The 24,015-nt window shown below is 36.5% G+C and carries 18 protein-coding genes; 10 read left to right on the top strand and 8 right to left on the bottom strand.

Going from position 1 to position 24,015, the window contains the following annotated elements:
• Positions 1–353 precede the first annotated feature (353 nt).
• The 3 genes from BUE84_RS14855 to BUE84_RS14845 all read left to right on the top strand — a co-directional run bounded on the left by BUE84_RS14855 (position 354) and on the right by BUE84_RS14845 (position 5,203).
• Positions 354–2,858: a PIG-L family deacetylase gene (locus tag BUE84_RS14855; protein WP_079242327.1), complete on the top strand. Its 2,505-nt coding sequence runs from the start codon at positions 354–356 to the stop codon at positions 2,856–2,858.
• 100 nt (positions 2,859–2,958) lie between these two features.
• Positions 2,959–4,650: a sodium:solute symporter gene (locus tag BUE84_RS14850; RefSeq protein WP_079242325.1), complete on the top strand. Its 1,692-nt coding sequence runs from the start codon at positions 2,959–2,961 to the stop codon at positions 4,648–4,650.
• 34 nt (positions 4,651–4,684) lie between these two features.
• Complete coding sequence (locus BUE84_RS14845; protein ID WP_079242323.1) at positions 4,685–5,203, top strand: DUF2911 domain-containing protein; 519 nt, start codon at positions 4,685–4,687, stop codon at positions 5,201–5,203.
• A 103-nt stretch (positions 5,204–5,306) separates the two neighbouring features.
• Here BUE84_RS14845 and BUE84_RS14840 read toward each other — a convergent pair whose 3' ends face one another.
• From BUE84_RS14840 to BUE84_RS14805, 8 genes are all read right to left on the bottom strand, one after another.
• Positions 5,307–6,818 (bottom strand): serine hydrolase domain-containing protein, encoded by a 1,512-nt coding sequence (locus tag BUE84_RS14840; protein ID WP_079242322.1) that lies wholly within the window; start codon positions 6,816–6,818, stop codon positions 5,307–5,309.
• 268 nt (positions 6,819–7,086) lie between these two features.
• On the bottom strand, positions 7,087–7,908 hold the full coding sequence (locus tag BUE84_RS14835) for an alpha/beta fold hydrolase (protein WP_079242321.1): 822 nt from the start codon (positions 7,906–7,908) through the stop codon (positions 7,087–7,089).
• Between the two features lie 319 nt (positions 7,909–8,227).
• Positions 8,228–8,566 carry a hypothetical protein gene (locus BUE84_RS14830; protein WP_079242320.1) on the bottom strand — a complete coding sequence of 113 codons (339 nt, stop codon included), beginning with the start codon at positions 8,564–8,566 and terminating at the stop codon, positions 8,228–8,230.
• 67 nt (positions 8,567–8,633) lie between these two features.
• Complete coding sequence (locus BUE84_RS14825; protein ID WP_062671639.1) at positions 8,634–9,149, bottom strand: hypothetical protein; 516 nt, start codon at positions 9,147–9,149, stop codon at positions 8,634–8,636.
• 11 nt (positions 9,150–9,160) lie between these two features.
• A complete protein-coding gene (locus BUE84_RS14820) occupies positions 9,161–12,886 on the bottom strand; it encodes a glycohydrolase toxin TNT-related protein (RefSeq protein WP_079242318.1) in 3,726 nt (1,241 codons plus the stop codon).
• A gap of 24 nt (positions 12,887–12,910) precedes the next feature.
• Positions 12,911–14,365 (bottom strand): ATP-binding protein, encoded by a 1,455-nt coding sequence (locus BUE84_RS14815; RefSeq protein WP_079242317.1) that lies wholly within the window; start codon positions 14,363–14,365, stop codon positions 12,911–12,913.
• A 107-nt stretch (positions 14,366–14,472) separates the two neighbouring features.
• Positions 14,473–15,915, bottom strand: a complete 1,443-nt coding sequence (locus BUE84_RS14810; protein ID WP_145953262.1) for a contractile injection system tape measure protein — start codon at positions 15,913–15,915, stop codon at positions 14,473–14,475.
• 46 nt (positions 15,916–15,961) lie between these two features.
• On the bottom strand, positions 15,962–16,282 hold the full coding sequence (locus BUE84_RS14805; protein WP_079242314.1) for a hypothetical protein: 321 nt from the start codon (positions 16,280–16,282) through the stop codon (positions 15,962–15,964).
• Positions 16,283–16,853: 571 nt separating this feature from the next.
• Here BUE84_RS14805 and BUE84_RS14800 point away from each other — a divergent pair.
• The 7 genes from BUE84_RS14800 to BUE84_RS14770 all read left to right on the top strand — a co-directional run bounded on the left by BUE84_RS14800 (position 16,854) and on the right by BUE84_RS14770 (position 23,823).
• A complete protein-coding gene (locus BUE84_RS14800) occupies positions 16,854–17,438 on the top strand; it encodes a DUF4255 domain-containing protein (protein WP_079242312.1) in 585 nt (194 codons plus the stop codon).
• Between the two features lie 56 nt (positions 17,439–17,494).
• Positions 17,495–19,213, top strand: coding sequence for a phage tail sheath family protein (locus tag BUE84_RS14795; RefSeq protein WP_079242311.1), 1,719 nt, complete (start codon positions 17,495–17,497; stop codon positions 19,211–19,213).
• A gap of 86 nt (positions 19,214–19,299) precedes the next feature.
• Positions 19,300–21,021, top strand: a complete 1,722-nt coding sequence (locus tag BUE84_RS24860) for a phage tail sheath family protein (RefSeq protein ID WP_079242309.1) — start codon at positions 19,300–19,302, stop codon at positions 21,019–21,021.
• Between the two features lie 36 nt (positions 21,022–21,057).
• On the top strand, positions 21,058–21,489 hold the full coding sequence (locus BUE84_RS14785) for a phage tail protein (RefSeq protein ID WP_034699490.1): 432 nt from the start codon (positions 21,058–21,060) through the stop codon (positions 21,487–21,489).
• A gap of 23 nt (positions 21,490–21,512) precedes the next feature.
• Complete coding sequence (locus BUE84_RS14780; RefSeq protein WP_079242307.1) at positions 21,513–22,886, top strand: phage tail sheath family protein; 1,374 nt, start codon at positions 21,513–21,515, stop codon at positions 22,884–22,886.
• Between the two features lie 35 nt (positions 22,887–22,921).
• Positions 22,922–23,353 (top strand): phage tail protein, encoded by a 432-nt coding sequence (locus tag BUE84_RS14775; RefSeq protein ID WP_034699490.1) that lies wholly within the window; start codon positions 22,922–22,924, stop codon positions 23,351–23,353.
• A 2-nt stretch (positions 23,354–23,355) separates the two neighbouring features.
• The gene (locus BUE84_RS14770) at positions 23,356–23,823 is read left to right on the top strand and encodes a phage tail protein (protein ID WP_047388278.1); all 468 of its coding nucleotides are present in this window, start codon (positions 23,356–23,358) and stop codon (positions 23,821–23,823) included.
• Positions 23,824–24,015 lie beyond the last annotated feature (192 nt).

Here is a 24,015-nt window from a genome sequence, read left to right as displayed (position 1 = left end):
GTGAAAAATTAACCAATTTGTAATATTCTATTTGATTTAAATGGTAAATACGAGGTTGGAACTATTGATGTCAAATTCTGTTTTTGGGCTGTATCACATTATTTGATTGAAAAAGATGCGATGTTGATTATGATTTTTATGATGTAAACCTTTCATTTTTGAACCCGTTATTTAGAGTAGAAGCCAGCTTGCATTAAAGTGGAATTATTAATGAGTTTTGTATTGGTTGTTTTTATATTTATTCTGTTATTTTGAGAAAAATTTAATACATTGTTTGAAATTTTTAGGTTGTTTTTCTTTTAATGTTGAAAGAAAGATGATTTACTTATATTTGCCCCGCAAAGCAAATTCATATGTTCAAAAAAGTAATTACTGTATGTGTCCTTAGCTTTTATACGGTTTTTTGTTCGGCTCAACAGGTTCGGCCTTCAAAATCATCTGAAATTTACCGTGAACTCAAAACCCTTAAACACCTGCCTAAAGTTTTATACCTTGCGGCCCATCCCGATGATGAAAATACAGGATTACTTTCCTGGCTGATCAACGATCAAAATGTAGAAACGGGCTATCTGTCTTTAACCAGAGGAGATGGCGGGCAGAACTTATTAGGCACAGAGCAGGGTGCTGCATTGGGTTTAATCAGGACACATGAGCTTTTAGAGGCAAGAAAGTTAGACGGCGCTCAACAGTTTTTTACCCGTGCAATTGATTTCGGGTTTTCTAAAAATACTACCGACACTTTTAAACAATGGGATGAAAATAGCATCATAGCGGATGTAGTCTGGGTAATCCGTAAATTTCGTCCGGACGTTATCATTTGTCGTTTTCCTCCTACTGCTGCGGCAGGGCACGGACAACATGCGGCTTCGGCTGTGGTGGCGGAAAAAGCTTTTAAGCTGGCAGGCAATAAAACGGCTTTTCCGGATCAATTGAAATATGTCAATGCGTGGCAGCCAAAACGTGTATTGTGGAATACTTTCCGCTTTGGTGGGGTGAATACAACCGCTGAAAATCAACTGAAAGTGACCGTTGGGCAATATGATGCACAACTGGGAATGGGCTATGGTGAATTGGCCGGATTAAGCAGAAGTTTGCATAAAAGCCAGGGTGCAGGAACGCAGTCTGTAGCCGGGATCAGAACAGAATATTTTTCCCATGTGATCGGTGAGCCCGCAAAAACAACACTTTTCGATGGTGTAGTTAAAACCTGGACTTCACAAGGAAACGCTGATATTGACCAATCATTAGATCAGATTATTTCTGCTTTCAATTTCAATAATCCAGACCTCAGCTTACCTGCTTTGCTTGCTTTACGAAAAAAGGTCATGGCACTCAAAGATGGAGATCTGAAAAACGATAAAATTAAATCTCTTGACCATATCATTTTAAGCTGTGCCGGGTTTATGGGTGAGGTTGTTACCAATCAGGCTGAAGCGGTTGCCGGAGATCATTACAATTTCAGGTTAAATCTGATATCAAGAGCTGCAAATCCTGTTATTTTAGAAGATGTACAATGGTTAACTCAATCAGAAAATTTCAATAGAAAACTCTCAAAAGATTCTTTAATTACCATTCAGCATGATATTCAGATTCCTGCAGATGCAGCACTCACAGAACCTTACTGGTTGGCAAAACCTCCCGTGAATGCAGCCACTTTTTCCGTTCCCAATGATACTTTAATCGGTTTACCGGAGGCAGAATCACCGCTGAATGTTTTACTGGGTTTAAAAATCGGTTCGGAAAAGTTTCAGGTTAAACTTCCTTTATCTTTCAAGAAATTAGATCCGGTGCGTGGTGATGTAGTTGAAGCCTTGCGCATTGTTCCTGCATTGGAACTGAAATTTACACAGTCGCTTTACTGGGTTAAAGAAAATGAAGATTTACATTTGAGTTTAAATTTTAAAGTGAATTCCAACAAACCGTTCAATAAAGGTGTTTTGAATCTTATGTATAGCGGAGAACGATTAGGGAGCGCTGATGTAAATTCGCTCAATGGGAAAGATTTTATCGTCGATTACCTTATTCCTAAAACGAAGCTTGCCTCAATATATTCATCTCGTTTGCCATTGGATGCCAGTTTTGTTGCAGATGGAGTAGTTTACAATAAAAAGCAAGTATTAATTCAGTATCCGCATTTACCTTCTTTACAATATTTTGCGCCTGCAACTGCAATCGTAATGAAAGCTGATATTCAGACGAAGATTAAAAAAATTGGTTACATAGAAGGAGCTGGTGATTTCATTCCTGAGTTTCTGCGCATTGCCGGTATTCAGGTAGATGTTCTGAAAGACGAAGATTTTTATGGAAACATAGATGAATCCGATGGAAGCAGTAATCAAAACAAACTATCACAATATGATGCCATCGTATTGGGTGTTCGTGCTAATAACACTGAGAAAAAGCTGGGCCGCTGGATGCCTTTTTTATGGTCCTATACCAAAGCCGGAGGTAATCTGGTGATGCAGTATAATACCAACCAGGATACCACTGTTGACAAATTGGGAATGTACAATTTCAATATTGCCAATAAGCGTGTTACAGAAGAAAATGCTGCAGTTACGTTTTTAAATCCCAATCATAAATTACTGAACTTTCCAAATAAAATTACTGCGGATGATTTTAAAGGCTGGGTACAGGAAAGGGGTGCCTATTTTCCTGCTCAATGGGATGCAGCGTATGAACCGCTTTTTGAAATGCATGATACGGATGAAGAGCCTCTTCAGGGATCAACTTTATATGCCCAATACGGGAAAGGTAATTTTATTTATACACCGTTGGCATTTTTCAGACAGTTGCCTGCAGGAAATGTGGGAGCTGCACGTTTATTTTTAAACTTTTTATCTGCACAGAAAAACTGATGAACAAACAACTTAAAAACTGGAATATCTGGTACATATTATTAGCAGTTGCATTAGTAGTACAGATTGTATTTTATTATGGGTTTACTAAATTCTGGGCATGAGTAATATAGATTGGACCGTTCTTATTGTTACACTTGTGGCGGTGGTCGTTTACGGCGTATTCATCGGCCGTGGCCAAAAAAGCAACGAATCATACCTGAAAGCAGATAACAAAATGCCCTGGTATATTGTCCTTTTAGGGATTATGGCCACGCAGGCAAGTGCCATTACATTTCTTTCAGCACCAGGCCAGGCGTATACGGATGGTATGCGTTTCGTTCAGTATTATTTTGGTTTGCCTTTGGCGATGATTGTGATCTGTATCACCTTCATCCCGATTTTTCAGCGCTTAAATGTTTATACTGCTTATGAATATTTAGAGAACCGTTTTGATAAAAAAACAAGGGTACTCACTTCACTACTTTTTCTTTTTTCCAGAGGTTTATCAACGGGAATTAGTATTTACGCCCCGAGTATCATCTTATCAAGCGTTTTAAACTGGAATATTTATTTAACGAATGTTTTAACAGGCGGTATTCTGTTGATTTACACTTATATTGGAGGAGCAAAAGCGATCGCTCATACCCAGAAATTACAGTTTCTTATTATTCTTGGAACAATGGCTTTTGCAGGGTATTTACTTATTCAAAATATGCCAAATGGAATTGGCTTTAATGATGCCCTCTATCTGGCAGGGAAATCAGGGAAGCTTAATGTGATCACAACAGAATTCGACTGGAAAGATAAATACAATATCTGGAGTGGAATAATTGGTGGTTTTTTTCTGGCGCTTTCTTACTTCGGTACAGACCAAAGCCAGGTCGGGAGGTATATTACCGCCAAAGATAATACCAATGCAAAAATGGGTCTGCTATTGAACGGATTGGTCAAAATTCCGATGCAGTTTGCTATTCTTTTGATTGGTGCTTTGCTTTTCGCTTTCTTTTCTCTAAAACCTGCTCCGATTTATTTTAATGAACGTTCTTATCAACATCTAAAGGAGGCAAAACCTGAACAGGCTGCCATTTTTGAAAAAGAGCATCAGGATTTACAAATAAAATTTAATGCAGAATCGAAAGAAATTCTAAAGCTGAAAGAAACTCATTCTCCACAACTTCAAAAAACAATTCAGGATTTTAAAAATACTCAAACCCAAGTAAAAGAACTTCACGGCAGGGTAGAGGAAGCTATCAATCATTCAAACTATACTACAGAGAAAACGGATACGAATTACATTTTCCTTTATTTCGTAAAAAATACTTTGCCTGTAGGAATGATCGGTTTACTGTTTGCTGTCATTTTTCTGGCCAGCTGGGGTTCCATTTCGGCCGCACTGAATTCCCTTGCTGCCTGCTCATTAAAAGATGTTCATTTACTATTTAAAAAAGAACTTCCTGATGAAAAAACCGAATTGAAGTACAGCCGCCTGCACACTTTAGCCTGGGGTATTTTCTCCATCGGTGTAGCTATGTTTGCTACGCAGATGGGTTCACTTATTGAAGCGGTTAATGTATTGGGCTCTCTTTTCTACGGTCCGATATTGGGAATTTTCCTGGTTGCATTTTATTACAAAAAGATCAATGGCCCGAATGTATTTATTGCTGCCATTTTATCGGAAATTGCTGTGATTACCGTTTATCAGTTTGATATTGTTTCTTTTCTTTGGCTTAATGTAATCGGGGCAGCAGCGGTGATTGTATTTTCAGCAATCGGATTGCTGTTTTATAAGCAGAAAACAGTAAATTCGTAAGCAAATAATAACAAAAACAAACAAATAAAATATTATGAAAACAATGATTAAATCTGCTACTGTACTTTTTGCAGCAGTGACGCTTTCAGTAAACGCCTTTGCACAGGAAACTAAAAAACCTGCAAGCCCTCCGGCAACTGCTACAGGAAAAGTGAAAGATGCAAATATTACAATTGCCTATAGCAGTCCTTCTGTAAAAGGACGTACAATCTGGGGTGGTTTGGAAGCTTATGATAAAGTTTGGCGTGCAGGTGCTAATGAAGCTACTACTTTCGAAACGGATAAAGATATTACCGTTCAGGGTAAAAAACTGCCTGCAGGTAAATACAGCTTTTTCTTAATCCCTAAACAAAGCGGAATCTGGACAGCGATTTTTAACAAAGAGCCAAAACAATGGGGTGCTTATAAATATGAACAAGCTAAAGATGCTTTACGTGTGGATGTAAAAACAAAGGCTTTACCAGCAACACAGGAAGCTTTAGTTTATAAAGTAAATAATAATGGATTTACAATGGATTGGGATAAAATCTCAGTTCCTGTAGAGATCAAATAAATGTAAATATAAGAAATGAAAATCCCGGTTAATCCGGGATTTTTTGTTTGTCATTTTGATATTGTATCAAAGATTACTGTCATTACATCGTAAAAAGTGTAATTCATTTTTGGATAGTCAAAAGTTGGTTGATTTTCAAAATCATTTCCTTTGCATTCTGATTGGTAGGATCAAGTTCCAATGATTTCTGATAATCGCTTTTTGATAAGGTATATTCTTTTTTGTTAAAATAAGCTTCACCACGGCTGTCATACACATTTCCTGACGTTGGAAACTCATTGACATTTAAGTTAAAAATCTTAAGAGCTGCCTCTGATTGGTTGTCTCTTAGAAATTCATAGCCAAGCTCGTTGAGTTCGTTTTCATTGGAGAAGTTGTAGGCATTGGGATTTTTCTTTTTTAGTTCGTGGTACAACGCAATTCCTTTGTCAATATTTTTTAAACATTCCTTTCTGATGGTTAAGGCAATGGATTCTTTTTGAGGCTCTATGGGATAATTTTTCCATTGGTTCAAACTGGCAATACTTAAAAGAATTTCATCGATGAGTTTAAAATTATTACCGTTGGTCATTACAACCAGACCGTTTCCGTCTTCAACACTTCCAATATAATAACACACAAAACCTTCATTCCCACCACTGTGTCCGAAATATTTTGTGCCTTTGAAATCATTCAGAAACACACCGTAATTATTTTCAATTCTCTTTACAGACATTTGCTTTGATAAAACTTTATTCGATTTGCCTGCTAATGACAATTGTGTTTCGATGATATATTTTGCCAGATCATTGGGGTTTGTCCATAAACCGGCTACTGCTTTTTCAGGATAAATATGATATTTACCTTTTACCTCCTTTCCGTTATTATAAGCTGTTGCAAGTAATTTTTCTTTATCTGAAGAAGGCGGTTGATTGTAAGAACTTTCGTTCATCCCTAACGGAGTCAAAACATTTTTCAACATATAATCTTCATATTTTTCTCCTGTAGTATTTTCAAGAATTAATTGTGAAATGGTTGTTCCCCCTCCTGAATATTGAAATTTAAGGTCGGGCTCAAACGCAGACCGCACCGCAGGAGAATTGGCTGGTTTTTGTCCATCGAGAATTTGTAGTAGAGAAGGTAATTCTTTCCCTTTTTGATACCCTCCGAAACCATGAACAGATAAACCCGCTTTATGGCTCAACAGATTGGCAAGAGAAATTTTTTTACCTTTTGAAACCGAATCGTATGGAAATTTCCAGGTTTTTAAGTAATTATTGATGTCATTGTCCAAGCCTAATTTTCCTTGTTCAACCAATTTTAAAAGACCGAGACTGTTGATAGACTTGCTGATAGATGCGGCCTGAAACAGTGTTTGCTGGGTTGTTTTTCGGTTTTCAGCAACGTCTGCATAGCCATAAGCTTTTGTCCATTCTATCTTATAATCTTTTATGACCGCAATGCTTACTGCATTCATATTGTAGAAAGCCATTCTTTCTTTGAGCGTCCATTTTTTTGTTTTCGATGTATCCCAGCTGAGCAGATTGTCTTCGAATGATTTTATTTTATCCTTCACACTTTGCGCGAAAACATTCAACGATAAAGAAAGCAGTAGGATGAGGTGTATTTTTTTCATTTAGAAATATTTAATTGATTGTGTATGTAATAAGACAATTCAAAAGAGTATGTTATTACATTTTGTACCTGTTTTACTTCCCGTTTCCTTCTCCATTTTTTCTCTATCATTTTTTAGTTCCACCAAGACTTATTGCTTTTTTATAATTATATAATGCTAAATCATATTCTGATTGGTATAGTAAAGTTCTCCCAGACTATCCAATAGATTATTTTGTCTCGTATAAAAAAGGGGAATCATTTTCGATTCCCCTTTTTTATATTATATATTAAGCCTCAATAAATTCCAAAAGATCTTTATTAATGGTTTCATGCTCTGTAGTAGGCATTCCGTGAGGGAAACCCGGATACGTAATCAGTTTTCCGTTTTTCAATAGTTTTGCGGATTTAATGGCAGAGTTTTCGATGGGAACAATTTGGTCATCTTCTCCGTGAAGAACCAAAACAGGAATCTCTACAGCTTTTAAATCTTCAGTAAAGTCAGTCTCGGAAAACGCTTTGATTCCGTCATAATGTGCCACAATTCCACCCATCATTCCTTGTCTCCACCAGTTTCTCTGTATCCCGTCTTTTACATTAGCTCCTTCTCTGTTGTATCCGTAGAAAGGGAAAGTCAAATCAAAATAAAACTGGTTTCTGTTATTCAAAGTCTGTTCTCTGATTCCATCAAAAACTTCCATCGGAACACCGTCAGGATTGTTTTCACTTTTTACCATTATCGGTGGAACGGCACTAATTAAAACTGCTTTTTTTGCTCTTCCGTTAGAATATTTGTGAACGTAACGGATCACTTCACCACCTCCTGTAGAGTGACCAATGTGAACGACATCTTTCAAGTCAAGGAATTCAACCAATTCTGCAGCGTCAGATGCATATTGCTCGATGGTGTGATTGTAAATATTCTGGCTGGAACGACCGTGGCCTCTTCTGTCATGTGAAATCACTCTGTAGCCTCTCTGAAGGAAGAAAATTACCTGTGCATCCCAATCGTCTGACGATAATGGCCATCCGTGATGAAACATTAATACAGGTCCTTCTCCCTGGTCTTTATAAAAAATCTCTGTTCCGTCTTTTAATTGTAATGTGCTCATTGTTTTGAATTTTTAATGTTTGGTTAATTTATTTGATAAGTATTTGTTTTCTTATTTCTTCAGCAAATGTAGGGTGGATAAAGCAGGTAGAAATTAATCTAGTTTAATTTCGTACATTTTGATAAAGTTTTTTTTATTTTGATAGCTATTTCTATCTTCCATTCGCTACACTTATAATGCTGCTTTCAAAATCCGTATCGACCTTCTCTTAAAAAGAGATGCTGTTTTCCAATAAATCAAAACGGCTTCTGAAAATAAATAGTTGCTGATTAAATAAAAAATCAGAGCAGAAATGATCTGCTCTGATTGTATTTTTTACTTACTGATAAATGCCTTCTAAAAACAGCATATACCTTCCGGGCTGAAATTCTCCATATGAAAACAGATAGATCACACCATTCTTTTTCAGATAATGAACTTCTAATCCCTCTTCAGATACATATTTTTCAATAAAAGTATTTTTTACATTGAACTGACTTTCTCTGACGATGCTTTCAAAGCTTTCATCATCTATTTCTTTTTTTAAATCTCTTAACGGACTGTTATAAAAATCAATCAATTTAATTTTTTGATTTTCAATTTCAAAGATTTCTTTTAGGCATTCTTGTTCATCGCCATCAAATAATTTTTGCCTGGTTATTTCGTTTTTTCTGATCATATTTTTTTAGTTTAGATCTAATATATTAATTTACTAAAGGATATGTTCTTTAAGCTTGATTTTAAAATTATTGTGCTTCTGAAATCAATTTTTCTATTAACTTCCAATCTACATTTTCATCAAAATGATCCCAATCTGAAATTTGGTTTGGTCTGTTTTCAGGGGGTAAAGGAGATACATAAAATATACATCGGTAAGCAGTTTCCCTAATATTAACTTCAGTATTTTTATTTTCGAGAATTGAATAAAGTGTTTTCATAACTGATGCTTTATTCTGTTTACGATATGTGTTTGCCCAACTTATCAGGGCATCTGATCGTACGTCGTCATCTTTATCATAAGAAAACATTTCCCATGCTTTATCTCTAAATTCATCCATTCCCCAATAAAAGCACAAAACTCTGATGGATGCACTGCGTGCTTGTTCGTTGGGATCGTCACATATTTTTACAATAGTATTCTTTAACTGATTTTTTTCCTGAGGTGTCCAAGAATATTTTTTTCCGCAATCTATTAACAAATCATATAATTCGTTTCCGTCTGATTCATTTTCAAGTAATTGCTGCATTTCTTTTACATTCATGATATTTGTAATTAATTTTTTATTGTTTTATTTATTTCTTCTTTTAATTTACTTAAATCTTTTAGTAAATCTTCAAATTCTTGATAGTTTAATGGATTTTTAGACATTTGGCTTTTTAAAGCTTTCGTAGCATTTATAATACTGTTCATTGCTTGTTCATTTTCAGCCAGATGATCATAAGGAATTCCATTTGAATCTAAAATTTGCTCTCCTCTTTTCTCCTTAATTACAGCAGCTAAATCATCTGGTGTTAGATTTTTTTTAATACTGTTCCGAGCTTTTTCAAGCTTTCTCTTTAAATCCTGTAAATGATGAGAAAAATCCAAATCCCTCCATTTCTTTAAGAAATTATTTCTATAGTTCTGCCAATCAATTAATCTTTGCAGTTCTTCGGGAGTAAGAGGAGGCTTGTTTTTTCCCGTTGAAGTCAATTGGTCCTCTGGATATCCTGTGGTTTTTACTTTTTCAACCTGAACTACCTCTTCCTTGCTATTGATTGGTGTATTTTCTTCTCCTAAGTCTTTAATTCCTGATGTATTTTCACCTTCTGTAATAACTTTTGACTCAGCTAAAGTAGTGTTTTTTGATGTTTTAGCGATAGGTTTTATATATCCTTCTTTTATTAAATCATTGATAGATACCGGAAGTTCATACTGAATACCTCCACCTTTTTCTCCAAACCAAGGAATGATTTCTCCTTCACTGACTAGAGGTATGTCTTTCAAAACTTTATACCTTGTATAGGGTTTACTATCTGTCCCTTTAGATAAAGCTCTGTCTGTATAAGGAGTACCATCTTTTCCTGCAAAGGTTCCTTTATCCTGGAAAACTCCATTTTCATCAATCCATCCGCCGTATCTGTCAAAAATGCTTCCTTCTTTTAAGGTAACCTCTATGGTACCTGTTGCCCCACGGTTCGGAGGCCAGTTTCCATTGAGATTTTTATCTGTAAACAATTGCTCTAGTTGTTTCCAGTTTTTATTTTTAAACAAATCATAAGCCTGTTTTGCAATTTCATCAGATGGGAAGCCGGTTTCAACTGATTTTAGGAACTGATTAAAATCGGGTTGTTTGTAAGTATTCTCCAGAGCGTGTACTGCTGGTTTATTACTGATCGTATTTTTAGGAATTTTCCCGCCCGTTAAATTCTCAGGCGTATCAATAAATTCACTATGCTGCTCCGGATTGTAAGGTTTTTTTGAGGTTTGTCTTTTTACCTTTGGCAGTTTCTCCAATTCTCCTCCTTTTAAGTTTTTACTGCTTAGCATTACCAATCCTGCAGTTAATGTCAACTGGCCTAAAATTTTAACTATAGCCTCTATTTTTTCCGCTGTAGTCAGGTTTTTATTATCATGAATATCTTGTATGCTTTCTAAACCTTTAGAGGTAATCATCACTGCAGCAGTACCATTAAGGGCAAAATCAGTTAAAATGATATACTGAATCCCTGTTGATGATATTTTTATAACAGAGGATGCCTTAGCGATGCTGGATAATGTGCCTGCCATCCCTAAAAAGCTTGAAGCTATCATAATAACATCTAAAGTCAGGGTTTCGCTGGTTAATGTTCCTTTTTGTACTTTATCAATAATGCTGGCGGTTCCGGAAGTAGCACCTGTGGTACCTGCAGCTATAAATAAGTAAGGAGCAATAGGTGCCATCGGCGTAAATGTGGCTACCAATCCTGCTACTGCAAAACCTAAAGAAGCCCAACCCGTTCCGGTGGATAGCGATTCCCAAAATGATGCTCCATCAGTAGTGAAATTCCCTTTCAGAGTAGGATAGCCTAATGTATTGGATGGAATTTCATAAGCCAGAATACCATCCGGATAGGTATTTTTGCTGTCAAATTCTTCAAATAAATCTTTTAAATTATTTCCTTCATAAGTACGCTGATGCTGTACACCTGGAGTAAGATCTGTTAATACATAATTGCTTGGATTCTTTTTGCTTTTTCCTATAAATACATTGAGTGAAAGGGTTTCTGTAGTTTCCTCGTTGATGGCTACGGCATTAATAGCTAATGCTGTTTGGGGAGCAATGGTATTAAAGCTTTTGTCAATGGTTTTCTTATATTCCCGTATGTTTTTTAGAGCCTGATAATCATCCTTGGGTAAGATAACCTGTCGGTAAGATGCTTCCTGGCCTGTATGATTATTATTTTTGTCTAATACAAGACAATGAATGGTATACACTCCTGTAAGTGACCCTAAAAAAGCAGCTGTTGCCTGAGAAGAATTCATATTCCAGCCATCTCTACCGAAATATTCTCCTCTTTTATAACCATGTACATTGGCATTTTTAGCATATTCCACACCTAGTAATGCACTTGCACCATCAAACATTTCTTTAGGGGTATTGATCTCTGCAAACCAAAAATAATGATGATCCTTAGGGATAGGCTTTCCTTTAATTGAATAATAAGACTGCGGAATATGATTAATATCTGCAGAACTTACTCTTGCAGGATTTTCACTATAGGTTGCAGATTCAATATAGAAATTCGGATCGCTTTTCTGTTCCTTGAATGCTCCTTTTGAAAGATTGAACTCAATAAAGGCTGCCTGTTGTCTGAAATCTGAATAATTTTGAATTTTATTCTTTTTCAAATCACCAGCTGCCGCCTCTTCAAGGGTCTTAACCTGATATTCTTTGGTATGAGCTCTGAATTCTTTTGTTAGAGTATTTTCTATGATGAAGACAAATGTAAAGTTCCCTGATTGATGGGTATTAATAGAAAACTGACTGATTGCTGTTCCATCCTGTCTGAATGTTTTAGTGTCCTTTCTAAAAGGGTATTCAAACAGGTTGTACACTCTTCCGCCATTCCGGATCAATACTTTTCGTACAACTTCTGGTTTTTTACTTCCTTCGGTGGTTATAACAGGTGTTTCATATTGATACGTACAATCAAACTCTATAGGCTGTCCTTCTATGGCATACTTTGTTTTAGGCTTAATCCATGATCCTTTACCTGTGACCACAACTTCCTGCAACAGCTCACCTTCGGGATTTGCTGGCTCTGGCACCAGCTGTGATTGCGGCTCCTCATAGTTTGCATATAATAACCGTATCGCTTTAAATAAGTCTTTGTTGCCTAATTCTTCATATAAATCCTGTACTAATCCTACTTTTCGTTTAGGTTTGTATGTTACATCATAATACTGAATAAGCTCGTATCTTTCTTCATAGGAAAGTTTTTCTAAAGCCATAAAAACTTTATCTTCATCAGTTCCTGAAAAAATTCCCAGTGTTCTGTGCTCAAAGGCTTCGTACAGCATTTTTGCGCGTTCAGAAACAGGAAGACCAACTTCTTTCCGACTGTTTAAGAAATTCAATGCTTCATTCATTTTCAGCAAGGTTTCCCTATTAAGAGTACCGGAAGTATTGATATTATTCTTACGTTGAAAATTGATGATTCCGGTCTTTGTTTCGTTCCAGAAAAGATTCTTATTTTCAGGGGTTTTATGCCCTAATTTATTTAGGGCGTTATGAAGGGTTGAAACATGCTGCCCTTTGTCAAATAATTGAATAACAGATACATTTTTTTCTATTTTATTGAATGCCCTGTTTTTAAATGGGTCGTATGTTATTTGGGTAGTTTCTGCTTTTGCGAGAGATATTTTGCTGTCCTGATCAGTGATTTGCTCGTGCTTATCTTTATCCTCTTTACTATTGATATTTTGCTTCCCGGACCTGCCAGCCCTGGGTGCAAATGTTTTTTTATGTCTGCTCATGTTATTGGTTATTAGATGAGTTTTTTATTCTTGTTTTTGTACAAATGGGCTGAGACGGGATTGATTTTTTCCAAAGGCCTTTTCGTTTTCTATCATTAAATAAGTGCTTATTAATGAGTAAGTAATGCTGGTTTCATTACGGTCATGTAATGCCATCGCTGCATTTTTCATAATGTTTCGGATATTCGCTCCCGTATAGTTATATTCTTTGGTTAAATATTGTAAAAGATCATTACTTTCAAAAGTTATGTTTTTAGGCAAATAATGCTCCCAAAGGGCTTTTCTGGTAGTCTCTGTAGGACGTATTACATTCACGGAAACATCTATACGGCGCTTGAAAGCATCATCCATATTGTTTTCAAAATTGGAAGCAAGGATTGTTAATCCGTCAAATTTTTCTATTCGCTGCAATAGATAGGAGACCTCCTGGTTGGCGTAGCGGTCATGGGCATCTTTTACGTCAGAACGTTTTCCAAACAAAGCGTCAGCTTCATCAAAAAACAGCATACAGTTTTTACCCTGCAGTCTGTTGAACAGCACTTCAAGATTTTTCTCCGTTTCACCAATGTATTTGCTCACAACCTGTGAGAGATCTACATGATACATATCAATACCATAGGTGTTGGCAAGAATTCCTGCAAGCATCGTTTTCCCCGTTCCCGGTGCACCGTAGAATAAAGCAATGAAGCCTGGTTTGAAACTATGCTCATTGGTTTTGAAAAAGCCGTTTTCCAATGCACTGATATAATGTCCTATGGGTTTTATCTGATCTCTCACATTATCTTCCAAAATAATATCTTGCATGGTGAGATCAGATTTGTAAAGCCTGCCGGGAAAGTAAGAACCATGATCCAGCTGTGGTTTCTGCCCTGATAAGAAATAATTGAGATAAGCGGTATCCAATTCAATTTTTCCATGAATAAATTCTGTTGAAGAACGATTGTAAATAATATCATTTTTCAATAGTACACTGCCATTGACGAGTTGTGCACCATACTGTGACCATAGTGATAAATCTTTACCTGCCAACAAAAAAAGTGCGGTTTGAAAAGTGGGCTTAAAACTGCGGCTGATTCTATCATATTCACCACCTGCTTCAATGGCAAATGCATTGCTGTTTTCTTCTATCTGCACAAATGTTTTCAGGATGGATGGATAATGAGCCGAAGCAATGCCCAGCGCTAAGATGATTCTGTCCAGAACAGTAAGCTGGTGGGCATTTATTGTAATAGAATAAGGAGATTGATCATCTGATTCCGGAGTTTCAGGTATTTCATAGCCAATATTCAACTCTTTCTCATCTTCCAGAAATAATTCTTTACATCGTTTTTCAATAAGCGATTGCAACCATTTCATTTCTTCATTTAAAGAGTTATGATTGACAGGATTGGCTTGAAATAAAGGATTGATTACTTCTGTTTTTTCATTAATATTTGTTTTTATTAATGGTGAGTGTTCATGGTTATTAGGAGATTTCATAATCTTATTTTGAATTAATAGGGTTGCAGTGAGGTATTGCTGATGTAAAATCAGCAACTTCAGAGTATTTTGAAAGTTGTAGAATATTTAGAAAATGTAACCTGTTATTACCAGTTTACGAATATGAATTTTTTCTGCCAGGGGAGTTTTACGAGGCCAATTCCCCAGGAAAGTTTTTCAAGAAGAATATCCTGTGTCTTTCGTTCTACAATAAGGGTATTATCAGAATCAGTGATAGTTAATTTCCCCGGGCGCTGGAAAAACTCATTTTGTAGTAATGCAGCAGATGATTTTTTCATGGGAGCCCAGTTGTACTGTACACTTTCTATGACATTTTTAGCCTGCGATTTATGCTTGCGTGAAAGTTTAATATGCCTGTTAATGGTTTGATGCATTGGAATATTGCACAGGAATTTTTCAAAAATCATGTCATATTCAGGAGCATTTGTTTTTCCGGTGGCGATATAATGCAGTAGATGGGCACACAATTCCGGATCAATGAGCTGTTGGGTTTTGGGATCAATGAGTTCACAATGTTCGAACAGAGGTTTGATGAATGGATGGATCAAAATAAGCCCTGCATTTTGAATGTATTGTCCCTCGTTCGGGTTTACATCCTCCTGAATGATTACATTTTTTTCCTGAATAGGTTCTATTGAGGTTTCTGCATTTTCAGGTTGATCTGCTGCATTCGTTCTGATGTTTTCAGAAATTTCATTTTCTGTAATAAAGGGGAATATCTTAACTATTGTTTTCCTGTTCTGATGATTGTTTTTTGTTATTGATAAACCAATCTGTTCTATTGTTGAAATTTCTTGTAAAAGATACTCCCGGGGATGATTATTGGATGTATTCAGATACTCTGATATGACATTGAAAACCAAATGCCATATTGCAATTCGATCTGTATGACTCAGTTTCGATAAATGATGTATTGTATCAGTCTTCAGGTTGATGATCAGTTTCTTATTTTTCAAAACTGCCATGCATAATTGTGCAATTTGTTCATTGGAAAACTGATTGATAAGCCGGTTTCGGACATTTTCTTTTGACAAAGCAGAGATGATCCTTTTCTGAAAGCCAGTGGCCGAAATAAGGCGATCAAAAACGGCTGGTTCCAAAATAGACATCGTATTGCTCTCCGAACTCCACCAGGGCATAGTTCCTTTTTCTAAAAAATAGATCAATGTTTTGAGCATTTTTTCCTGATTATCCATCAGATAGGATTTAATATCACTTTCTGTTTCCTGATGGGAAGTTTTAACGGGTTTAGTAATTTCTGACAATTCATCTTTAAAGAGTTCGGCTATTTGATCCTTTAACTCCGTATTTAATGCGCTGCTTTTTACTTCCACACTTAATGCTAAACGGGGAATCTGCAGGGTATGACCAGCCAACTTATATTCTAAAGCCTTGATATGCTTTTCTATTTCCGGGAAAACATCAATAGACAAAAAGCTGTTAATATCGTCTTTTATACGAAGTGCCTTTTCCTTGTTGTTGACGGTAATTTCAAGAAAAACTTTCTGAATGATATGATTTTGTTTCACATTAAATAGGTTTAAATGATACAATATTGGGAATCGTCAAACTGTTCTACTTTTTGTCAAATTCTCCGCCCCAGAAACCTGCAGGACAAAGGCTGAATCTTGATCTCTGCTTGGCACTCAATCTGCATCCGCAGCCTCTTACAAATCCATCTTTTGGGCCATCTGTCACTTCCAGAGTCTCTGGATTGAGCCATTTCATTGCGTTGCAATTGTTGCCGTTTTTTAAAGGACATGCATTACAAATTTCTTCCCTTAAAGAGAAAATAGCTTCTTCGTTTTGATCGGCTACACCCAATTTTGAACGTAGTTCATTAAAATGACCGCCAATGATTTCATTGCGTTTACTGAAAAGATTTTTAATGTTCATATGATTAATGTTTTTAAAATTATTGGGTCAAAATTAGAAAGAAGAGATCCTATTTTTCGAATTATAAGGCCGCTCTATTCTGTCTTTGCAGTAAAAGACAAAATCATATCCTAAGGATGCAGATTTATATTTTCTTGAAATTACCGGATGTAAAAAAGCTTATCTTTTTCATCAGGAAAGCCTATGTTTTTTTTGAGAACTTATGCTTTAGACAATCAACCAACCTATTCGGTGATGTACCATTCAAAAAATTTAGGACCACTAAAAACAGCCATTTGATTGAGGAATAATCATAAGTTGAAATACAATGATTTTTTTTCAGAATAAAGCTCAGTTGGCAGACTGAAAATTTGATCATCATGGGAGGCGAAAAATCTTCAGGTTAAAATTTGATTTTTTAATATCGTTTTTAACGTATTTATCTTCAGTGTATTAATGGTGTTGTTTTTAGTTTTCTTTGATAAGAATTAAAATCCTATTTACTGCAAAGACTGTATTGAGCGCCCAAAATATTTGTCTTTTGAGGAGGTGTGATTGTATGTTTGCACCATAATAATTAAGAACAGAAATTATGATTAATAAAGTATTAACAGTTTTAAAAAATCAGCTAAATGCTCCGGATGGTTTGTGGGATCCTAACGTTCCTAACGAAATTGAAATTGCTGTTGTTGATGACATTGCAAAACATGATGACAACACTGAAGGACTTAGTAATAAAGTAGTAATTAGTCTGCTCAATATTGAGGAAGAATCAACATTGAAAAACAGATCAAGGTATCAGCCGGTTGTGGTGGAAAATAATCCGGTCCGATATGATAAGGAAAGTACTCCTGCTTACTTAAATCTATATGTAATGATCGCTGCCAACAGAAGTACGTACAGTAAATCTTTACTGAGTATTTCAAAAGTTATTGAAGTATTTCAAGCCAAGAATGTTCTGGAGTATGTTGACCTTGAGCCTGAAAATAATTTCAGTTTCAGAATTGAACTGCATTCCATTCCTTTTGAACAGCTAAGTTACGTCTGGGGTTTATTAGGCGGAAAAATAATGCCTTCTGCTTTATATAAAATAAGTGTGATAAAAATTGCAGCTAAGGAAGTAGTTCCTGTTAAATTAATTAATGATATTAATATACAGAGTATTAAAGTTGATTAATCATAAAAGCAAAAAACTAAAAAACTAAAAACTAATAACCCTTTAAACTTTTAAACATGTTAAATCCAGCAACACCAGGTGTTTCTGTTGAAGAAATTACGAAACTTCCATACTCAGTTGCCTACATAGAAACGGCTATGCCAGCATTTATCGGGTATACCGAACTACTCCCTGTTGGGTATAATGAGCCCTTCATCATCCGTTCTCTTTTAGAATATGAGCAATATTTTGGAAAAGCAAAAGAAGAAAATATCCAGCTACAGGATGTAGAAGGCAAAGGAGCAACTATTGTAGCACCTCAGGTACAATTTTTAATGTATTATTCACTGCAAATGTATTTTGCCAATGGCGGTGGACCGTGTTATATCATTTCTGTAGGGGATTATACATCAGCACAAGTACAATTATCCTCATTGGAAACGGGACTGGCTAAAATCGATCATAAAAAAATTAAAGAACCGATTCTTATTATTTTCCCTGATGCTATTTCGCTTACCAATGAATCTGAATTTTATAGTATTTACAATCAGGCTATTGATAAAGCTAAAGATGAGACTAAAAACAGATTTGTTATACTGGATACCTATTACGGAAATTCTGTTATTCAATCAAACAATTTTACCACGATTGAATCTTTTAGAAGTGAAGTAAACCCGACTAATCATGCTGCAGCTTACTTTCCTCACTTAAAAACCATTTTGAATTATACTTTTGATGAGACTAAAACACCTATAGTACATGCCGGTTTACAAAAAGCAGGACAAGGAAGTGCTCTTTTTTATGCTGGGGAGACTGCTGCTTTAGATGAATTAAAAAGTTTGGCGAGTGCCGAAATCTCAACCGGGTCTGCGGATGCTTACGTCCTTGCCGATTTATTAGGTCAGGCTATTGCGATAGCAGAAGAAGTGAATGAAAATGCTGATGCGGGTGATAAAAAAAATGCTTTAACCGTAGCAATTTCTGAAGCACAGATTGTATTAGAAGCCATTTATGACGGAACAATAGATGATTTTATGATCCCTGATGGCTCAGATGAAAATGCACCTGGTTTCACTGAAGAGTTTACTGATTTAAAAACGGCAATTCTCGAGGTAAAAGACGAAAAAGGAGATGCAGACGGGATTACACTTAAAAATCTGGAATCATCCAATTCGGCATTATACAATCAGGTGAAAAAAGAAATGCAGTCGTTAAAAGTTGTTTTACCGCCATCATCAGCAATAGCAGGAGCATACGGCAGAATAGACAGTACAAGAGGAGTGTGGAAAGCTCCGGCAAATATCAATATCAGCCATGTCATTACCCCGACAGAAAAAATTTCAGATCAGGAACAGGCTACTTTAAACATAGATGCTTTAGGGAAATCAATCAATGCGATCAGAACTTTTACAGGAAAAGGTACTTTAATCTGGGGAGCCAGAACCCTTGAAGGAAAAGATAAAAATGATGAAGGGAAAGATAACGAATGGAAGTATGTACATGTACGCCGCTATTATAATATGATCAGACAATCGGTCAACGATGCCCTCAATAAGTTTATGAATGAGCCCAATATTCCTCACACATGGTTACGGGCAAAAACAATGCTGGAAAATTTTCTTAATCAGCAATGGATGGAGGGTGCATTGGCAGGAAGTACACCGAAAGAAGCTTATGAAGTAACCGTGAAAGGAGTAGAAGGAACTACTATAATGAATGTAGACCTTAAAATAGCATTAGTGCGTCCTGCAGAGTTTATTGTACTCAATTTTTCGCACAAATTGCAACAGTTCTAGAAAGATAAAATCAATAAATCAATCACGAATAAATACCCGAAGTTTTACTTCGAGGAATAATTAATATTAACGTAAAATTTTTTAAAATGAATTACAAAACCCCTGGAGTTTACGTGGAGGAACAAGGAAAATTTCCCCCTTCCGTAGCGCAAGTTGAAACGGCTATCCCTGCTTTTATTGGGTATACAGCGGATGGACCGAAAAATAAACCAACAAGAATTGCTTCGATGTTGGAGTATGAAGAAATTTTTGGAAAAGCAAATCCGGAAATCTTCGCTGTAGCTTTCAAAGATGGTGTTGCAACAGCAATTCCAACCAAGGTAAGCGACTTTAAAATGTATTATGCCATGCAGATGTATTTTGCCAATGGTGGTGGTCCTTGTTATATTGTTTCTGTAGGAGATTATAAAAGTCCAGAGGCTGTAGGTGCTCCTACACCGGCAGAAGCTTTTTTATCCGGTCTTGAATTATTAAAAAAAGAAGACGAACCTACTCTGATCGTTTTTCCGGATCTTCAAAGTTTAGCTCCTTCTGCTGCTGATATTGCTGCTGCTTCTGCTGTTGTTACAACTGCAGTATATGCTAAGAATGTTGCTTCTGCTGCTAAAGGAATTGCAGGTGTTGTTGCAGACGCTGTTGCAGGCGCTAATGTAGATGCTGCTGTTGCTGCTGCCGTTGCTAAGGCAGCTGAGTTTAATGTTGCTAATCCTAACGACTTACAGGTTGCTGGTGCTAAGGGAGGTCAGGCTGTTGTCGCCGCAGTTAAGGTGGCTGCTGCTGTTGCTAATGCTACGGTTGCTACTGTTAAGGCTGCTGCTCAGGCTGTTGCTACTGCTCTTGAAACAGATTTTACTACAGCTTCTACTATGGAGACTGATGCTCTTGCTGCCAGCAGTCTTGTTACTTCCAGAGCTGGTAATTCTGTTGCTATCGGCAAAATCTATGCTTTGTACAATAAAGCTTTAGATCAGGCAGAATTATTAAAAGACAGGTTCGTCATTATGGATATTCTTCAAGACGCTGCTGCTTTTAGAGATAAAGTAACTTCTACAGGTCTGAAATATGGTGCGGCTTATTATCCAAAACTGAAGACTGTTTTAAGCTATGATTTCAAAGATGCCGATGTTTTAGTTACCGGTGCATCTGGTATCACAACTTTAGCCGCATTGAAGATTGCTAATTCTGAAATGTATAATCAGGCTAAACAAGCAATCGAGTCTGCATCAGTAGTACTGGCACCGTCATCAGCAATTGCCGGAGTTTACGCCAAAGCAGACAGTAATTCGGGAGTATGGAAATCACCCGCTAATGTAGGGCTTAGTCTGGTAGATGTACCGGCTGTAAAAATTTCCAATAAAGAACAGGATCTGCTTAATGTAGATGCTACCTCAGGAAAATCAATCAACGCGATCAGAACTTTTGCAGGAAAAGGAACATTAGTTTGGGGAGCAAGAACATTAGACGGAAACAGCAACGAATGGAGATATGTATCTGTACGTAGATTCTTCAACATGGTAGAAGAATCTGTGAAGAAAGCTACAGAACGTTTTGTCTTTGAACCGAATACTGCCAATACATGGACTCGTGTACAGGCTATGATCGAGAATTTCCTTGATCAGCAGTGGAGAGACGGTGCCTTAGCAGGAAGCAAGCCGGAAGAAGCGTATTACGTAAGCGTTGGTCTGCACAAAACAATGTCGGCTCAGGATATTTTAGAAGGAAGAATGAACATCGAAATCGGTATGGCTGCAGTTCGTCCTGCTGAATTTATCGTACTCAATTTTTCACACAAATTACAGGAAGCATAAAATCAATTAAATAACAATTAAAATTAAAAATAAATTATGAGTACATATCCATTAGTAAAGTTTGCCTTTGAAGTAGATTGGGGCGGAACAAAAGTAGGATTTCAGGAAGTCAGCGGTTTAAATGTTGAAGCAGCTTTAATTGAATACAGACATGGCGCAAGTCCTGATTTCAGTAAGATTAAGATGCCTGGAATGAAAACTTTCAGTAACATCACTTTAAAAAGAGGAACTTTTAAAACTGATAATGAATATTTCGACTGGTTCCAAAGTATTCAGCTAAGTACAGTAGAACGCAGATCTATCACGATTTCCCTTTTAGATGAAACAGGAGCTCCTGCAGTAACGTGGAAAGTGAAAAATGCATTCCCGCTTAAATTACAATCAACAGATCTGAAAGCTGAAGGTAATGAGGTGGCTATTGAAACACTGGAAATTGCCCACGAAGGATTAACTATTGAAAATAACTAATATTAACTTTAAATTTTTAACAAATGAATTACAAAACACCTGGAGTTTACGTAGAAGAAATTGCGAAATTCCCACCCTCTGTAGCACAAGTAGAAACGGCTATCCCTGCTTTTATCGGACATACGGATAAAGGACCAAGAAATGAACCGACAAGAATCTCTTCTATGTTGGAATATGAAACCATTTTTGGAGGAGCAAAAAATGAAAAAACAGCGATCTCTATTTCGATTGAAGATACTGTGGTAACAGCAAAAGTAGACAACGCCAAACTAAGTCCTTATAAAATGCATTATGCGATGCAAATGTACTTTGCCAATGGTGGAGGACCATGTTATGTCGTTTCAGTGGCAGATTATGATAAAACTCCTGCCTTAGGAACAGAAACACTTGCCGGCGGTTTATGGTTCGGATTAAAATCATTAGAAAAAGAAGACGAACCAACGCTTATTGTTTTCCCGGATGCTGAAGTTCTAGGAGCAGATGCTTATAAACTTTACAATAAAGCGTTGGATCAGGCAGAAGACTTGAAAGACAGATTCGTTATTATGGATGTTTTTGAAGATGCTGCTGCTTTTAGAGCCGGAGTAAACGCTACAGGATTAAAATATGGAGCCGCATATTATCCAAAGTTAGAAACAGTGTTAAGCTATAGCTTTGATGATAAAGACGTTAAAATCGATAGCTATAAAGAAATCAATGCTTCAGGAGCACTTGTAGACGTTACAATGCCTCAGAATGAAAATAATTTAGCATGGTTGAAATCAAAAAGTTCAGCATTGTACAATCAGGCTCAGGCAGTCATTGCATCTAAAAGAGTAGTATTGACTCCATCATCATCAATGGCAGGAATTTATGCTAAAGTAGACAGTACTTCCGGAGTATGGAAAGCACCTGCCAACTTAGCAATCAGCAATGTACTGGCACCTGTAGCGAAAATTTCTCATGAAGAACAAGAAGGATTGAACGTAGATGCGGTAGCAGGAAAATCAATCAACGCGATCAGAACTTTTACAGGAAAAGGAACATTAGTCTGGGGGGCTAGAACACTAGACGGAAACAGTAATGAGTGGAAATATGTACCTGTACGTAGATTCTTCAACATGGTAGAAGAGTCTGTGAAGAAAGCTACAGAACGTTTCGTTTTTGAACCGAATACTGCCAATACATGGGTTCGTGTACAGGCTATGATCGAGAATTTCCTTGATCAGCAGTGGAGAGATGGTGCATTAGCAGGAAGCAAGCCTGAAGAAGCGTATTATGTAAGCGTTGGTCTGCACAAAACAATGTCTGCCCAGGATATTTTAGAAGGAAGAATGAACATCGAAATCGGTATGGCTGCAGTACGTCCTGCTGAATTTATCGTGTTACGTTTTTCACACAAATTACAGGAAGCATAAAATACAATTAAATAACAATTAAATATAAAAATATTATGAGTACATATCCATTAGTAAAGTTTGCCTTTGAAGTAGATTGGGGAGGAACAAAAGTAGGATTTCAGGAAGTAAGTGGTTTAAATGTTGAAGCAGCTTTAATTGAATACAGACATGGTGCAAGCCCTGACTTTAGTAAGATTAAAATGCCTGGAATGAAAACTTTCAGTAACATCACTTTAAAAAGAGGAACTTTTAAAACTGATAACGAATATTTCGATTGGTTCCAAAGTATTCAGCTAAGTACAGTAGAACGCAGATCTATCACGATTTCCCTTTTAGATGAAACAGGAGCTCCTGCAGTAACGTGGAAAGTGAAAAATGCATTCCCGCTTAAATTACAATCAACAGATCTGAAAGCTGAAGGGAATGAGGTGGCTATCGAAACCTTAGAAATTGCACACGAAGGATTAACTATTGAAAATAACTAATCATGGCAGTTTTATATCCTCCAACCAGTTTCTCTTTTATTGTTAACGGGATTTCAACAACAGAGGGTATTGACTCCAGATTTCAATCTATATCTGGTTTATCAACAGAAATTGGAACTGAAGAATATGCCGAGGGAGGCGAAAACAGGTTTACACACCAACTTCCTTTGAGACCCAAATATCCTAATTTAGTTCTTAAGCGTGGGTTAATCGTAAGTTCAGGATTGATAAGCTGGTGTAGAAATGCGATGGAAAACTTCCAGTTTGAACCTAGAGACCTGATCATTACTCTTTCAGGAGGAATTCAGTCTACAGCCCCCTTAATGGTTTGGAATGTAGTGGGAGCATACCCTGTAAGATGGGAAGTATCCGAATTCAACGCAGAAGAAAGCAAACTTGCTATTGAAACAATAGAACTGAAATATAGATATTTCACAATACCCTCATCGTTAGCAAGCTTAGGCTTGTAATTTCTAAATCAAATCTAAGCACCTGAACGTGTGTTAGTTTAAAGATAAATTTTACCCAAATCTTTTTTCATAAAAAACAACAGATTGGTCTATAACAGAGACTGAACACACCCTTCATGTGCTTGGATTTTTTTAAACAAACATGTTAAATCATTGGTTATTAGTGTTTTGAATATTAATGATCATTAAAAA

Origin of the sequence: Chryseobacterium indologenes (assembly GCF_002025665.1) — a bacterium.
GTDB lineage: Bacteria > Bacteroidota > Bacteroidia > Flavobacteriales > Weeksellaceae > Chryseobacterium > Chryseobacterium metallicongregator.
Note: the sequence above shows the minus strand (reverse complement) of the source record. Positions and strands in the feature narration are given on the sequence as shown.

Coding starts and splice junctions, on each gene's coding strand:
- BUE84_RS14795 (WP_079242311.1), top strand. CDS start 17,495: ATGTTAAATCCAGCAACACCAGGTGTTTCTGTTGAAGAAATTACGAAA.
- BUE84_RS24860 (WP_079242309.1), top strand. CDS start 19,300: ATGAATTACAAAACCCCTGGAGTTTACGTGGAGGAACAAGGAAAATTT.
- BUE84_RS14855 (WP_079242327.1), top strand. CDS start 354: ATGTTCAAAAAAGTAATTACTGTATGTGTCCTTAGCTTTTATACGGTT.
- BUE84_RS14800 (WP_079242312.1), top strand. CDS start 16,854: ATGATTAATAAAGTATTAACAGTTTTAAAAAATCAGCTAAATGCTCCG.
- BUE84_RS14775 (WP_034699490.1), top strand. CDS start 22,922: ATGAGTACATATCCATTAGTAAAGTTTGCCTTTGAAGTAGATTGGGGA.
- BUE84_RS14830 (WP_079242320.1), bottom strand. CDS start 8,566: ATGATCAGAAAAAACGAAATAACCAGGCAAAAATTATTTGATGGCGAT.
- BUE84_RS14815 (WP_079242317.1), bottom strand. CDS start 14,365: ATGAAATCTCCTAATAACCATGAACACTCACCATTAATAAAAACAAAT.
- BUE84_RS14845 (WP_079242323.1), top strand. CDS start 4,685: ATGAAAACAATGATTAAATCTGCTACTGTACTTTTTGCAGCAGTGACG.
- BUE84_RS14780 (WP_079242307.1), top strand. CDS start 21,513: ATGAATTACAAAACACCTGGAGTTTACGTAGAAGAAATTGCGAAATTC.
- BUE84_RS14850 (WP_079242325.1), top strand. CDS start 2,959: ATGAGTAATATAGATTGGACCGTTCTTATTGTTACACTTGTGGCGGTG.
- BUE84_RS14825 (WP_062671639.1), bottom strand. CDS start 9,149: ATGAATGTAAAAGAAATGCAGCAATTACTTGAAAATGAATCAGACGGA.
- BUE84_RS14840 (WP_079242322.1), bottom strand. CDS start 6,818: ATGAAAAAAATACACCTCATCCTACTGCTTTCTTTATCGTTGAATGTT.
- BUE84_RS14820 (WP_079242318.1), bottom strand. CDS start 12,886: ATGAGCAGACATAAAAAAACATTTGCACCCAGGGCTGGCAGGTCCGGG.
- BUE84_RS14805 (WP_079242314.1), bottom strand. CDS start 16,282: ATGAACATTAAAAATCTTTTCAGTAAACGCAATGAAATCATTGGCGGT.
- BUE84_RS14835 (WP_079242321.1), bottom strand. CDS start 7,908: ATGAGCACATTACAATTAAAAGACGGAACAGAGATTTTTTATAAAGAC.
- BUE84_RS14785 (WP_034699490.1), top strand. CDS start 21,058: ATGAGTACATATCCATTAGTAAAGTTTGCCTTTGAAGTAGATTGGGGC.
- BUE84_RS14770 (WP_047388278.1), top strand. CDS start 23,356: ATGGCAGTTTTATATCCTCCAACCAGTTTCTCTTTTATTGTTAACGGG.